The sequence below is a fragment of the Fictibacillus sp. 5RED26 genome, assembly GCF_015903895.1.
Classification (GTDB): Bacteria; Bacillota; Bacilli; order Bacillales; family Fictibacillaceae; genus Fictibacillus; species Fictibacillus phosphorivorans.
The window spans coordinates 217,707-232,117 of sequence record NZ_JACZDU010000004.1 but is presented as its reverse complement, the minus strand read 5'-3'; the positions used below and the strand labels follow the sequence as shown (position 1 = coordinate 232,117).

Here is a 14,411-nt window from a genome sequence, read left to right as displayed (position 1 = left end):
TATGAATAAAGATAATCAGGGGAAATTAGAAACAAAAACGTTAGGCGGATTTTAACTTTGAACTCATATTCGAAAAGAGTACTGATCTTGTTTGTTGTCCTCATCGCTTTGTGTGTTGGCTGGGTCGTATATGAAGTCTCACCACCTGAAGGAACAGCAGAGAAGGCTTTTGTTATAAAAGAAAACAGTGATTTTGAAACGATATCCGATCATTTAAGAGAAAACGAATTTATTAAAAGCCCATTTTTATTTACCGTTTATGCAACAGTTACAGGAAAGAAAAGTGAAGTTATAGCCGGAGAACATACGATTAAACAAGGAAAAGGGTATAAAGAGATTCTGCGAGATCTATCTACTTTGGAAAATGAAACAGAAGCCATCGAAGTGATCATTCCAGGAGGTTTGACAGTTACAGAGATAGCAGATCGATTAAGCAAAGCGGAAATTGTGGATAGAAATCAATTTCTTGAAGTAGCAAAATCGTGGGATACATTAACTGATAATCAACAAGAGCAATTAGGAATAAACAAGAAAGTAAAAGAATCGGATACAAAGTTTGCTGTGGAAGGACTTCTTTTTCCAGACACTTATTATCTTGAGAAGAAAATGAAAGCAGATAAAATTATTCATCAAATGACTGAAAGACTGATCGAAGAAACAACAAAAATTACAATTAAAAGTGATCAAACAATTTATGAAATGATAACATTAGCTTCAATTATTGAGCAAGAAGCTCTTTTGAATGAAGAGAAACGTAGGATCGCTGGTGTTTTTGTGAATAGGTTAGAAGAAGAGAAGAAGCTGCAATCCTGCTCTACCGTTCAATACTTGCTAGAAAAACCAAAAGCAACATTAAGAAGAAAAGACATTAAGATTAATAGTCCGTACAATACGTATATCAATAAGGGTCTGCCGCCAGGGCCGATTTCTAGTCCAGATCTATCTTCATTAAAAGCCGCAGCAGATCCCGAAAAGCATAACTATTTTTACTTTGTTGCAAAACAGGATGGTACATGGAGTCATTACTTTTCAAAAACGTATAAAGAACATAGAAAATATACTCAATTGAGTGGAAATTATTAAACCCGGCGAGTGATCACCGGGTTTTTATACTTAATCTTCTTTTTTAGTTTCACGATCTAAAGAATGAACAGACTCCGTATCTTCCTCTATTTCCTCTTCGTCAACATGGTGATCAGGTGTTACTTCTGTCTCTGCTTCAATTTCTTCTCTGTACTCATCGTATGGAACATCATGCTCTTCTGCATCACTATCATCAACTGTTGCTGCTGCTTCATGGTAAGTATCGATAAATCCTATCTCTTCATCAGTGATTAGATTTTCTCTTTCACCTAAAGAAAATTGGTCTACTTCTTCTTGCAAAGTGAGGGCAATTTCTTGCAGTTCTGTCGCAGCAATGTTTACTTGGTGAATGGCTTCTTTTTGGTGAATACTTGAGGCACTAACTTGTTCACTTGTAGCAACGGATTCCTCAGATATCGCACTCACTTCAAAGAGCTTTTCAGATAAGTTTTCATTAGCGGATTCAACACGACCGATCGCACTTTTTACTTGAGAGATTCTTCCATTTATTTGAGAAACATTTTGAATGATGCTTGAAAACGCTTTTTCTGTCTGTTGAACAGATTCAACTTGATCAACACGATATTGCTCAAAGCGCACTGTTTCTTTTGATAACAGTTCCATTTGATATGTCATGGATTTTACTAGCTGCTGAATTCTTAGTGCTTCATTCTTAGAACGCTCAGCAAGTTTTCGAACTTCACTGGCAACAACGGAAAAGCCCCTACCAGCTTCACCAGCTCTTGCGGATTCAATGGCTGCATTAAGTGCAAGAAGGTCAGTGCTTCCTGCTATCTCTTGGATCGTTTCAACGATTGAATGAATCTGTTTGGATTGTTTGCTCGCGTCTTGAATTTCTGAAATAAGACTTTGAGCAAGTTCTAAAAAGTTCTCAGAATGTGTATTTAGTTGATGGACGATATTGGATCCTGCTTTTCCTTCGTTTTCAGCTTGAATGGCATCAGAAGCAATCTCGTCACTGATCGAAGCCGTTTCTTTAATATATCCAGTCACATCAGAAAGCAAAAGTGTACATTCTTGCAGATGATCAGCCTGATTTTGAGCTCCTGTAGCTACTTGAGAGATCGCTTCTGTCACTTCATCACTTTGTGCGGTGGTTTCTTCTGATACGGCTGCTAAGTTTTGAGATGAACTCGTTAGTTTCTCTGCGGCATCTTTTACTTCGTTCATTGATTTTTGCATTTTTTCAGCCATACGATTAAAGGTTTGAGCTAGTTCTCCCATTTCATCCTTAGATTTCGTCTCTACACGGTAAGAAAGATCACCATCACCAATAATGGCAGCTCCTTCTTTAAGTACCGAAATTGAGGATTGGATCGATCGTAGAAGCCAAACACCGATCACACTTAATATCGATAAGATTACGACACTCAAACCAATTAAACTGATCGTCAGCCAAAACTTAACTGATTTTTGGTTTTTCGTTAATTCAACATTTTCCTTCTGCAAGTTACTTTCTGCATCTTTCGTTGATTGATCTACAACATTAGCGATCTTTTCAAAAGTCGAAATATCATCCCCGATCTTTTTTGTGATCGATTGGATCGTATCTGCAGAGGTTGTATATTTTAATAAATTTGATTTAAAAGTAGACAACTGATCAGCAGGCAGGTTTTTCTCATCTAACATACGATCAAACGTTTGAGCACTTTCTTTAAAGCTTTCAACCGTCGTGCTGTCATACTTAATATGAACATCTTTTTCATACGTTTGCATCTGCAGCAGTGTGATCAATAAAGCTTGGTCGTTCATGGCTTTTACTGATTCATAAAAGTTGTTAGATGTTTCTGTCATCATCTGCTTTAATGAGTTAAGTTGTGTAGTAAGGCTTGTGGCAGAATTAAACGATGTTTGATAAGCAGACAGGTCTTTTTCTATTCCTTTAATTGAAGAACTGTTCGTTTCTTTAGCTATTTTAGTTGTTGCTTTTTGCAAGTCATTCAATGAAGTTAAAACTTTTTCTTTAGCATCTGTGCTAGGATCTCTTAAATACTCTTGTTCAAGTTTACGCACTTCATTAAATGTACTTTGAATATCATTACTAGAACGTAATGTTAGTTGTACTTGATCTCTTTCCTCTTCCATTTGGGTGTTCTGCCATAAAAATAATCCAATAAATGCAAGTAATAGTACCATTCCGGCTAAACTGATGAAAAGCATCAGTCGCACTCTTCTTCGTATCGACATGTTCATATGAATTCCCCCCTGCCATTTTATCGGTCTTTTTTGAATTATTTTAAGTTTCAAAGTAAAAAGAATTGTATGTAAAACTAATTAGCTTTACACCTGTCTTTACATGGGTTTAAAACAAGTTATAATGTTTGGGGGACATGTTTAACAGAACAGCAAAAGGAGTCATTTCATATGAGGGATTTTTTAAATAAAAAAGGGGTAAGTCTATCCCCAAAAACGTATTTTATTACGGGGTTTCAATATTTTGCACTAGGTTTGATGGCATCGCTTATCGTAGGACTGATTCTAAAGACGATTGGTGAGCAACTCTCACTTCCATTTTTCACAGAGATGGGACAGTTAGCGATGACTTTGATGGGTCCAGTGATCGGTACGGCAGTGGCGTACGGATTAAAAGCACCTCCACTCGTTATCTTTTCAGCAGGTATAGCGGGTGCAGCAGGAGCGGATCTAGGGAGTGTTGCGGGTTGTTATGTAGCAGCGTTGATTGCTGTAGAAACCGGAAAGCTAGTATCTGAAGAAACGAAGTTTGATATTTTAATCACACCTGCAGTTACGATCTTTACAGGTTTTACGATTGCAACATTTATCGGACCAGGAATTGATCAATTCATGAAGGCATTTGGTCAGCTTGTTATGTGGTCAACCGATCAGAGACCGTTGATCATGGGGATATTAGTAGCTCTATTGCTTGGCTTTGCACTAACAGGTCCGATTTCTTCTGCCGCAATTGCGATGATGCTTGGCCTAGAGGGTCTAGCCGCTGGTGCAGCAACAATTGGATGTGCAGCTCAAATGATAGGGTTTGCCACAAGTTCATACCGGGAAAATGGATTTGGAGGCTGGCTTACCCAAGGAATCGGAACATCAAAACTACAGTTTCCAAATGTGGTAAGAAATCCGTATATCTTAATTCCGCCAACAGTTGCCGGTATCTTATTAGCACCCATCGGAACACTTTATTTTCAAATGGAGAATATTCCAGCCGGAGCAGGGATGGGTACAAGTGGCCTCGTAGGGCAAATTATGACGCTCAGGACGATGGGCTTTACCTTTGAAACGTTTCTTGCTATATTTATTTTGCATTTTATAGGACCCATTATCATTAGTCTGATACTTTCAGAATGGTTAAGAAAAAAAGGATATATTAAATTTGGCGATATGAAGCTGAATCAATAAGGAGACGATCTAAATGGAAAATATCAAATCGATCGAACAATTTAAAGAAACAATCAAAAAGGACGTTACAATAGCTGTCTTTTCTGCTGATTGGTGTCCGGATTGTGTGGTAATTAAGCCGATCCTACCAGAAATTGAAGAAGAATATTCAAACTATCAATTTGTCTATGTGGATCGTGATGAACTGATCGAACTTTGTCAAGCGCTTGATATTTTTGGTATACCGAGCTTTTTAGCATTTAAGGACGGCGAAGAGATCGGACGTTATGTGAATAAAGAGAGAAAAACAAAAGAGCAGATTGTTGCCTTTTTAGAAGAGCTTAACATTCCTTCAAAATAGGTCAAAAGAGTATGTTATAATAACGAAAAATGATATTTTTTTAGGTGAAGGGAAGTTTTTTTAATGGCTAAAGTTGAAGTAAATCACAGTAAATATGAAGGAATTCGTTTTGACATCCAAGATGAGAACGTAATCCTCGTTGATATATTAGAAACAATTCCATATGAGTATGTAGGAAAAGATACAATGGTAACCATTCCTACGACTGAATTTACATCTGTATGTCCTTGGTCAGGTCTTCCGGACTTTGCTGATATCATCATCAGCTACATTCCAAATGAAGATCTAGTAGAAATGAAGTCATTGAAGTATTATCTAACTTCATATCGTAATGTTGGAATCTATCAAGAGCATGCTACAAATCGTATTTTGGAAGATCTCGTGAAGCTGCTTAAACCTAAGTATATTAAAGTAGTTGGAAACTGGAACGCACGTGGCGGACTAGGAACAGAAGTAGTAGTAGAATATAAAGAAGAGAACAGCAAGTAAACGAACAAAACCTCCATTAGGAGGTTTTTCACGTTACGTGTAATCGTTGTTTAGGAAAGGAGGATTCATATATGAGCAGTTCCATTAAACTAAAGAAAACCTTACAAGAGAAATTAATGAGTCCAACCCGGGAATTTTCATATGATAGAGAAGAGGAAACGCTGCGAATTACGAATAAGATAACGGGTAAAGGGGTCTCTTTATCTCTCGGTGGGCTCAGTGCACGCTGGTCGAAAGAAAAAGATGAGCTTATCAATAAACTTGTTTACTACGTAGAAGAAGGATTGAACGCCGCGTCCCATGAAGATGAGAGTTCGAATAGCCTATCACGCATCTTCCCAGTCATTCGTTCTGCTTCCTTTCCTACAGAAACACCAGAAGGAGAAGAACTGTTCTATCAAGAGCATACAGCAGAGACGAGGATTTATTATGCTTTAGACCTAGGCAAAACCTACAAACTTCTAACGAATAATAAGATGAAGGCGTTGGAGGTAGAAAAGTCTCAAATACTTGATGCAGCAAAGTTCAATGTAAAACGATTATCAACAGATTATAAAGAAGACCAAGTTGCGGGAAATACGTTCTTCTTTTTAAACCATAACGATGGATACGATGCGAGCAGAATCCTGAATGTTCAGTTCTTAGAAGAAATGAAGAAAAACATTACCGGAGAAATGGCAGTTGCCATACCACATCAAGATGTATTGATTGTTGCAGATATCAAAAATAAGCAAGGATACGATGTCTTGGCTCAGATGGCGATGCAATTTTTTATGAACGGACGAGTACCGATCACGGCTTTACCGTTTATGTATGAAAACAAAGAGCTAGAACCTGTCTTTATTTTAGCCAAGAATAGACCAGTAGAAGAAGAAACAACAGATTGATTAATAATAAAAGCCGCTAGATCATCTAGTGGTTTTTATTTCTTATCTTTTTAGACGCATGTGCTATTGATGAATATTTAGACTATTGTTTCTCTTCTATTTTCGCTACAATAAAGAAACAACCAACAGAAATAGGTGAGAAGATGAGTTGGATAAAAAAATTAATGAATACGTTTTTTGACGATGAAAATGAAGATGATTCCTATTATGAGGATGAGAGAAAGCAAAACCAAGAGCCAGTAAAAAAGCAACAAGCAACCGAAAAAAAGGAAAGTACAGAAAAGACGAGGTCAGTTTCTTTTGTAAACAATGGGAGAAAACCGTCTCAATCAAATATACAGCATCCTGCGAAAATGCTGCATAAGTATCCAGAGAATGCGCCATTTCGTTTTCCTGTGATCCCGGATGAAAAAACGGCAAAACCACCTGTACAACGACATACATATCAGCAGAAAGAGACACAACAGTATAAAGCCCCTGTTAGGGAAGAAAAACCATACCGAGATGAGCGCACTGTACGTGAGCAACGATCTCTTCAAAAAGACAACAGAAGAACTCAAGCCAAATCAACTACTTTTAGCCAGGAACCAAAACGTCAAGCATTCAAAGCATCTAACGTTCCGTCGCCTGTTTACGGATATGAGAGAAGAAATAAGAATGATGCACAGGTAAAGCCTGAACAAAAGGAAACCACTCCTGAAGTGAAATCTAGGTTTACGCCTACAGATGTACCCTCTCCTGTATACGGGTATGGAAAGAGAAAGCCAGAAGGTATCTTGTTCATCGGTAGAGATATACCTGAGAAGGATTCTGTGACAGAAGAACTTTTAAAGACTGTTGAAGAAGTTCTTCCAGCTGCAACAACAGAAGACACAATGGATTCACAAGAGATTCGGCGTGAGATTTCTCAATTTCAAGATTCGAATCAAAGTATGGTTGAACCAGAACAATTACCGGTTGAAGATGAAGTAATAATCTTGGGTCAGGATGTAGCATCTGAAGAAGAAGAGCATAATGAGTCGCTTGAAATGGTTATGGAACACCAAGAGTATGTGTCAGAGGAGGACCACGAGGTTGCACCTGACACGCTAAATGTGGAGAAACAGGATGAAATGATTGAGCCTGTTGATGAATCAGAACCTGCTGATGAACGTGCGGAGAAACCTGATACACAATATGTTCAAGAGGTAGCCCCAAGTAAGTCAGAGAAGCAAGTACAAGAAGATGTAGTAATTGAACAGACTCCGCCTAAGAAAGAAGCTCCAAAAAGTGGAGGTCAATTCGTTCCTTTCAATGTGCTGATGCTAAAAAAAGACAGAAAGTCACTAAGCAGTGTTTCAAATCCAGAAATGCGTCAGTCAGAAAGTAGACAAACAGCAAGAAAAGAATTAAACATTCATCAAAGTGCTGAATCTGTAAAAAATCAGCTATTTGTTCCAATGTCATTATTGAATAAAGCGAAGATATCACTTGAAGATGATGATCTTTGGTTAAACGAACAAAAGCTTACACTTCAATCAACATTGGATAACTTTAATGTGAACGCAAAAGTAGTTCATATGACAAAAGGCCCTGCCGTAACAAGGTTCGAAGTTCAACCCGCTCCAGGCGTTAAGGTAAACAAGATTACAAACCTTACAGATGATATAAAACTTAGCCTCGCTGCTCGTGATATAAGAATTGAAGCGCCGATCCCAGGAAAGAATGCAATCGGTATAGAAGTTCCCAACCAGCATAGCAGAGCTGTTTATTTACGTGAGATCATTGAAGATGATGTGTTTAAGGATTCAGTTTCTTCCTTAACAGTGGCTCTTGGTTTAGACATTTCAGGAGCACCTGTAGTAACAGATCTCCAAAAGATGCCGCACGGACTTATAGCAGGTGCTACAGGTTCAGGAAAGAGCGTTTGTATCAATTCTATACTTGTGAGCTTGCTGTATAAAGCAAAGCCGGAAGATGTCAGACTGTTACTTGTCGATCCTAAAATGGTCGAACTCGCACCATACAATCATATCCCGCATCTAGTGACTCCTGTTATCACAGATGCAAAAGAGGCTACAGCTGCTTTGAAATGGGCGGTTGAAGAAATGGAACGCCGGTATGAAGAGTTTGCAAAAACAGGTGTACGTGAGATCAAACGTTACAATCAAAAGATGGAAGAAGAGCAGCATTATAAGAACAAGATGCCATATATTGTTGTAGTCATTGATGAATTGGCAGATCTTATGATGGTATCACCGCAAGAAGTTGAAGAAGCGATCTGCCGAATTGCTCAGAAAGCAAGAGCATGTGGTATCCATCTTCTTCTTGCAACACAGCGTCCATCAGTAGATGTTATCACAGGACTGATCAAAGCCAATGTACCAACTCGTACAGCATTCGCTGTATCGTCCGCGATAGATTCACGAACCATTCTAGATATGAGTGGTGCAGAACGGTTATTAGGGCGAGGCGATATGCTCTTTATGGAGAACGGCTCGAACAAAGCGGTTCGTATTCAAGGAACGTTCGTATCTGATGAAGAAATTGAAGAAGTGACACGTTACGTAAAAGAAGAATATCAGACGGAATATCTTTTTACTCGTGAAGAACTGATTCAGCATCAGCAAACAACAGAAGTAGAAGACGAACTCTTTGAAGAAGCTTGTTACTATGTAATCGAAGTAGGTGCAGCATCCTCTTCTAGCTTGCAGCGTAGATTTAGAATTGGTTACAACCGTGCAGCAAGATTAGTAGATATGATGGAAAGCTTCGGCCTCGTCTCTGAAACGATGGGAAGTAAGCCAAGACATGTTCTTCTTACACAAGAAGAACTAGAGAATCGTCTATATAGTGGTGTAGAGTAATGAAGTAATCAGAAAGAGCTGATTGTAAGGGACGCCTTACATCAGCTCTTCTTTTGTAAGCAGAGTGGTGAAGTTCACACTTTGGTAGAAAGTAAGGATATCGGCAAGAATAAAGATATATCGGCAAGAAACCGATTATATCGGCGGGAAATATCTTTTATCAGCAAAATTGCTTTTATATCGGCAAATTTGACCGATTATTCATTTATTTCACTTTCTGGTTGCTCTCTAAAATTCTCTATTAAATGATTTTCTTGAGTTATTGTGCCTTGTTCGCTATTATAGTGTGGGGAATAGTTCCCTTTCTTTTATACCTTGGAATAAGTCATGAGGAGTAATTTAATGAAAGAGATAGAATTAAAGCTGCAAGGTAAGATCAAGCGGCTCACAAATAAAACATTTAAATTTGATGAACGGATCAGAGAAGGCTGGTTCTCTGCTGTTTATTTTCTAAAAACGTGTGAGATTGTAGAATCATTTAAACCAGATAATATCGTAACCATGCAGTTCTTTCAAAAGAGTGATGCCGTTCTGTGCGGTTCGGATGAAGCGATCGCTCTTATTAAAACGTTTGCTAAAGATGTTGATTCTTTAGAGATCCATTCTCTAAAAGATGGAGACAAAATCTCTCCGTTTGAAACGGTGTTAACGATTAAGGGACCTTACCAAAACTTTGGGTTCTTAGAAGGTATGATAGATGGAATACTAGCCAGAAGAACGTCGGTTGCAACGAATGTTTATAATGTTGTGAAAGCTGCTAGCAAATCGGGCGTACAGAAACCGGTCATCTTTATGGGAGACCGAGATGATCATTTTGCACAGCAAGCAGGAGATGGTTATGCATCTTATATTGGCGGCTCAACTGCACAGGCTACACATGCGATGAATGAATGGTGGGGCAAAAAAGGAATGGGCACGATGCCACATGCCCTCATTCAAATTTTCAATGGTGACATAGTGGAAGCTACGAAAGCTTATCATGCAAAATACCCTGAAGACGACCTTATCTCACTCGTTGACTATAACAATGATGTGATAACAGATGCCTTAAAAGTAGCAAGAGAGTTTGGAGAGACTTTAAAAGGGGTAAGGGTTGATACTTCGCGAACGATGGTCGATCAATATTTCTTTAGAAATCCTGATGTGTTAGGTTCGTTTGACCCTAGAGGCGTCAATCCAGAATTGATCTTTGCACTCCGAAAAGCGCTGGATGAAGAAGGCTACCAACATGTCAAAATCGTTGTTAGCGGTGGGTTCAAGAAAGAAAGAATCGAGCAGTTTGAAGAACAAAAAGTACCTGTAGATATTTACGGGGTAGGCAGCAATCTATTAAAGATTAATATTGGATTTACCGGTGATAACGTTATGATGAACGAACAGCATCAAGCAAAAGCTGGAAGAATCTATCGCCATAATCCAAGACTAGAGTTAGTGGAATAACAGATATCATTATTTTGGAGAAGTTGGGTAAAAATAGATAAAAAGGTCTATTAGACTTTTATCATTTGTCTATCATGGTGATAGGACAACAACTTTGATATAATGGTTCAAGTATTCCGAATCAAGCCTGACTGTGCATAAATAACCGATTCAAACAGCAGGCATATAATAATACAAATAGGCCTTTTAGAAGGTGTTCTTTTTGTGGAGGGCTATACATGACAAAATACCATTTTATTGGAATTAAAGGGACAGGAATGAGCCCGTTGGCACAAATCCTTCATGACACTGGTCATGATGTTCAAGGATCTGATATTGAGCAATATATCTTTACTCAAACAGCACTTGAAGAGAAAAACATACCGGTGTTACCGTTTGACAAGAACAACGTTGAAGAAGGTCAAACGATTATCGCGGGTAATGCTTTTGGCGAACAGCATGAAGAGATTCAAGCTGCAAATGAAAAAAATATACCTATTCATAGATATCACCATTTTCTTGGAGAGTATCTATCTAACTTTACATCGATCGCCGTTACGGGATCGCACGGAAAAACGTCAACTACAGGATTACTAGCACATGTTGTAGGTGCAGCAAAACCTACTTCCTATTTGATCGGTGATGGAACAGGTAAAGGCAGCAAAGGCAGCGAATACTTTGTGTTTGAAGCATGTGAATATCGCAGACATTTCTTATCATATAATCCTGATTATGCGATAATCACAAACATTGATTTTGATCATCCTGATTATTTTTCTGATTTAAAAGATGTAATCAGTGCATTCCAGGCTATGGCGATGCAGGTTAAAAAGGCGATCATCGCATGTGGTGATGATGCAAATCTTCAAGAAATTCATGCACAAGTACCTGTTGTGTTCTATGGTTTTGGTGATCATAATGATTTCCAAGCAAAGAATGTTAATCGTGGTGATGAAGGAACAACATTTGATGTATTTGTTCGCAACACGTTTTATGGGACGTTCCAGATTCCAGGATACGGCACACATAACGTTTTGAACGCCCTTGCAGTCATTGCGATCTGTCATTATGAAACATTACCGATGGATATCATTAAAGAGCAATTAAAGAGCTTCACAGGGGTTAAAAGACGTTTCTCTGAAAAATCAGTAGGTGACCAAATTCTGATCGATGACTATGCTCATCATCCGACTGAGATTAAAGTAACGATTGAAGCAACAAAGTACAAGTATAAAAATCGTGAAGTGGTAGCGATCTTCCAACCACATACATTTACACGAACAAAGACGTTTCTAGATGAATTTGCAGCAGCCTTAAGTGAAGCAGATCACGTTTATCTATGTGATATTTTTGGTTCTGCAAGAGAGAATGCGGGGAATCTTTCGATCGAGAATTTGATAGAAAAAATCCCTAACGCACAATTCATTACAGAAGATAAAGTGGATGTACTAAAAAAATACAATGACGGTGTTTTATTGTTCATGGGTGCTGGAGATATTCAAAAATTCCAAAGAGCATACGAGGAAACACTGACTGCAAAACCTTAAGAAAAAAAGACTTGCCTGACGGCAAGTCTTTTTTGTATTTTCTTTTGATTAATTCGTGAAAATTTATACCTGTGAAGGCTAGTGCTTCATTGATAAGTTGATTGTAGTGCAAGGTGAGCCTCCTAACAGCGCAGAGCGCTAGGAGGTTCACGGCACGCCGCCCCGGAAAGCGAGCATCCTGGAACGAAAATCAACTACTTACATGAGCATTTCTACTAGTATTATTTTAAATTCTCAGGGTTTAATTGCTCTAATTCAGGAAGAACGAAAACGCCATCTTTACGAATCAACACATCGTCAAAGAAGATTTCTCCTCCGCCGTAATCAGGACGTTGGATCATGACCATATCCCAATGGATGTTTGATTCATTTCCGTTATACGCCTCTTCATACGCTTGACCAGGCGTAAAGTGGAAGCTGCCGTCGATCTTCTCATCGAAAAGAATATCTTTCATCGGATGCTTGATGAACGGATTTACACCGATCGCAAATTCACCTACATAACGAGAACCTTCATCCGTATCAAAAATCTTGTTGATACGCTCAGAATCGTTAGCTGTCGCTTTTACAATCTTCCCGTTCTCAAACGTTAACTGCACATTTTCAAACGTAAAGCCGTTATAGGGTGACGGCGTGTTATAAGAAATCGTTCCGCTAACAGAATCTTTAACTGGAGCTGTAAACACTTCACCATCTGGAATGTTGTTTTGTCCAGAACATTTAATGGATGGAATATCTTTGATCGAGAACGATAGATCTGTTCCAGGTCCTGTGATGCGAACTTTATCTGTCTTATCCATGAGGTCTTTTAGTGCAGTCATGGCGTCATCCATTTTTCCATAATCAAGGTTACATACTTCAAAATAGAAATCTTCGAAAGCTTCTGTGCTCATGCTTGCAGATTGTGCCATAGATGCGTTCGGGTAACGAAGCACACACCATTTCGTCTTTTTGATACGAATCTTACGGTGCATTGCAAAGATTGTTTTTTCGTAAAGCGCCATTTTTTCGGAAGGTACATCAGACATTTCGTTGATGTTGTCACCTGAACGTAGACCAATATAAGCATCCATCTGGTTCATAAGATCACCTTCGTGTTTAGCGATCATCTCCATTTGTTCTTCAGTTGCTTGTGTGTATTGAGCGCGCATTACAGAATGGTCTTTTAGTAGAACGAATGGAAAACCGCCAGCAGCATATGCTTCTTGAACAAGTGCGTTCACGAGTTCTTTTTGCAGGCCGAAGTTTTCAATCAATACTTTTTCACCTTTTTGCAAATTTACTGAATATGTAATCAAGTTTTTTGCTAGTTGTTGAATTCTTGGATCTCTCATGTTGAAGAAGCCCCCTATATATTTGATATCTTCTTTATTTTAACTTAATTTAAACAATTTGTAATGTTCTAGAAAAGGATTTTAATGAAGTGGTAAAGAATACTATAAAAAAACACGTTTCCTTTGATAAAAACTCGGGAAAAAGCAATAATATACTTTCAGGAGGTGTCTCGAATAATGGATATCATTATCTCAATCAGTGTAGCATTAGTCGCAGTTGCATTTGTCGTACTCGTTTATTTTTTATCAGGGGCTTTGAAATCATTACAAATTACCCTCAATCATGTCGCGGTAACGCTAGAAAGTCTAGAGAAGCAATTAGATGGCGTAACGCGCGAGACAACCGATTTGTTACATAAAACAAACCAGTTAGCCGAGGATGTTCAAAAGAAATCAGATTCTCTTAACAACGTGTTTTCTGCAGTTCAGGATTTCGGTCAATCCGTTCAAAAGGTGAACCAATCTGTCCGCAAAGTAACAGACCAGATTACGGTTGAAACAGAGCGACAGTCTAAACAAATATCGCAAGCGGTTCAATGGGGAAATGCAGCATTGAATTTATGGGGAAAATACAAACTCAAAAAATCCAATGTTGACACAGCGACAAATCAATATTCCAGAGGAGGAGTGTAAATGAGCAACAACAACAATCAAAACATTGATAGCAAAGATTTTATCATCGGTGCTCTTGTTGGTGGCATGTTAGGGGCTGCAGCAGCGCTATTATTAGCGCCTAAAGCAGGGAAGGAATTGCGAAGCGATCTGAATGAACAAGCTGTCTATTTAAAGGATAAAAGTAATGAGATCTCTCATTTGGCTCGTGAAAAATCCTCAAACATTGTTAAGACCGTATCTGAACAATCTAACCAAGTCGCAACAAAGGTTAAAGATCTAACTTCAAATCTTCGCAAGGATATTGATAAGTGGCGTGCGAAAGAAGAAGAAAACGCGTCTGAACTGTATGGTGAGATTACAGACGATATCCAAGATGAAGGTAAGCTGGATTATGATCCTGCTAATGAGCAAGAATTAGTAGAGCAAAAATATTGATAAGTATGGTGTGAATATGAAAA

Annotated in this window: 12 protein-coding genes; 10 read left to right on the top strand and 2 right to left on the bottom strand. The window is 38.4% G+C overall.

Features of this window, described 5'->3' with window-relative positions; genetic code table 11:
* The first annotated feature begins 57 nt into the window (after positions 1–57).
* Entirely contained in the window at positions 58–1,083 is a 1,026-nt protein-coding gene (gene mltG / locus IHV10_RS15980) for an endolytic transglycosylase MltG (RefSeq protein WP_197131707.1), read from the top strand.
* Between the two features lie 30 nt (positions 1,084–1,113).
* Here mltG and IHV10_RS15975 read toward each other — a convergent pair whose 3' ends face one another.
* Complete coding sequence (locus IHV10_RS15975; RefSeq protein WP_197131705.1) at positions 1,114–3,297, bottom strand: methyl-accepting chemotaxis protein; 2,184 nt, start codon at positions 3,295–3,297, stop codon at positions 1,114–1,116.
* Between the two features lie 171 nt (positions 3,298–3,468).
* Here IHV10_RS15975 and IHV10_RS15970 point away from each other — a divergent pair, with 171 nt between their 5' ends.
* From IHV10_RS15970 to murC, 7 genes are all read left to right on the top strand, one after another.
* Positions 3,469–4,476: a PTS transporter subunit IIC gene (locus tag IHV10_RS15970; RefSeq protein ID WP_197131703.1), complete on the top strand. Its 1,008-nt coding sequence runs from the start codon at positions 3,469–3,471 to the stop codon at positions 4,474–4,476.
* Between the two features lie 13 nt (positions 4,477–4,489).
* The gene (locus IHV10_RS15965) at positions 4,490–4,816 is read left to right on the top strand and encodes a thioredoxin family protein (RefSeq protein WP_197131701.1); all 327 of its coding nucleotides are present in this window, start codon (positions 4,490–4,492) and stop codon (positions 4,814–4,816) included.
* 63 nt (positions 4,817–4,879) lie between these two features.
* Positions 4,880–5,305 carry a preQ(1) synthase gene (queF, locus tag IHV10_RS15960; RefSeq protein WP_066396893.1) on the top strand — a complete coding sequence of 142 codons (426 nt, stop codon included), beginning with the start codon at positions 4,880–4,882 and terminating at the stop codon, positions 5,303–5,305.
* Positions 5,306–5,376: 71 nt separating this feature from the next.
* Entirely contained in the window at positions 5,377–6,192 is an 816-nt protein-coding gene (locus IHV10_RS15955; RefSeq protein WP_197131699.1) for a DUF1444 family protein, read from the top strand.
* Between the two features lie 143 nt (positions 6,193–6,335).
* The gene (locus IHV10_RS15950; RefSeq protein ID WP_197131695.1) at positions 6,336–9,038 is read left to right on the top strand and encodes a DNA translocase FtsK; all 2,703 of its coding nucleotides are present in this window, start codon (positions 6,336–6,338) and stop codon (positions 9,036–9,038) included.
* Positions 9,039–9,380: 342 nt separating this feature from the next.
* Complete coding sequence (locus IHV10_RS15945) at positions 9,381–10,478, top strand: nicotinate phosphoribosyltransferase (RefSeq protein WP_191751972.1); 1,098 nt, start codon at positions 9,381–9,383, stop codon at positions 10,476–10,478.
* 218 nt (positions 10,479–10,696) lie between these two features.
* Positions 10,697–12,004, top strand: coding sequence for a UDP-N-acetylmuramate--L-alanine ligase (gene murC / locus IHV10_RS15940; protein WP_197131692.1), 1,308 nt, complete (start codon positions 10,697–10,699; stop codon positions 12,002–12,004).
* 221 nt (positions 12,005–12,225) lie between these two features.
* On the opposite strand, the gene IHV10_RS15935 is transcribed toward murC, so the two are convergent.
* Positions 12,226–13,338, bottom strand: a complete 1,113-nt coding sequence (locus IHV10_RS15935) for an aminopeptidase (RefSeq protein ID WP_197131689.1) — start codon at positions 13,336–13,338, stop codon at positions 12,226–12,228.
* Positions 13,339–13,515: 177 nt separating this feature from the next.
* On the opposite strand from IHV10_RS15935, the gene IHV10_RS15930 reads away from it, so the two are divergent.
* Both IHV10_RS15930 and IHV10_RS15925 read left to right on the top strand, forming a co-directional pair.
* Positions 13,516–13,971, top strand: a complete 456-nt coding sequence (locus tag IHV10_RS15930; protein ID WP_197131686.1) for a DUF948 domain-containing protein — start codon at positions 13,516–13,518, stop codon at positions 13,969–13,971.
* Positions 13,972–14,388, top strand: coding sequence for a YtxH domain-containing protein (locus IHV10_RS15925; protein ID WP_191751970.1), 417 nt, complete (start codon positions 13,972–13,974; stop codon positions 14,386–14,388). It begins immediately after the preceding gene.
* The last annotated feature ends 23 nt before the right edge of the window (positions 14,389–14,411 follow it).

What these genes read in the sequence shown, in the direction of transcription:
- IHV10_RS15925 (WP_191751970.1), top strand. Translation starts at nt 13,972, where the DNA reads ATGAGCAACAACAACAATCAAAACATTGATAGCAAAGATTTTATCATC.
- IHV10_RS15935 (WP_197131689.1), bottom strand. Translation starts at nt 13,338, where the DNA reads ATGAGAGATCCAAGAATTCAACAACTAGCAAAAAACTTGATTACATAT.
- IHV10_RS15950 (WP_197131695.1), top strand. Translation starts at nt 6,336, where the DNA reads ATGAGTTGGATAAAAAAATTAATGAATACGTTTTTTGACGATGAAAAT.
- queF (WP_066396893.1), top strand. Translation starts at nt 4,880, where the DNA reads ATGGCTAAAGTTGAAGTAAATCACAGTAAATATGAAGGAATTCGTTTT.
- IHV10_RS15955 (WP_197131699.1), top strand. Translation starts at nt 5,377, where the DNA reads ATGAGCAGTTCCATTAAACTAAAGAAAACCTTACAAGAGAAATTAATG.
- IHV10_RS15970 (WP_197131703.1), top strand. Translation starts at nt 3,469, where the DNA reads ATGAGGGATTTTTTAAATAAAAAAGGGGTAAGTCTATCCCCAAAAACG.
- IHV10_RS15930 (WP_197131686.1), top strand. Translation starts at nt 13,516, where the DNA reads ATGGATATCATTATCTCAATCAGTGTAGCATTAGTCGCAGTTGCATTT.
- IHV10_RS15965 (WP_197131701.1), top strand. Translation starts at nt 4,490, where the DNA reads ATGGAAAATATCAAATCGATCGAACAATTTAAAGAAACAATCAAAAAG.
- murC (WP_197131692.1), top strand. Translation starts at nt 10,697, where the DNA reads ATGACAAAATACCATTTTATTGGAATTAAAGGGACAGGAATGAGCCCG.
- IHV10_RS15975 (WP_197131705.1), bottom strand. Translation starts at nt 3,297, where the DNA reads ATGAACATGTCGATACGAAGAAGAGTGCGACTGATGCTTTTCATCAGT.
- IHV10_RS15945 (WP_191751972.1), top strand. Translation starts at nt 9,381, where the DNA reads ATGAAAGAGATAGAATTAAAGCTGCAAGGTAAGATCAAGCGGCTCACA.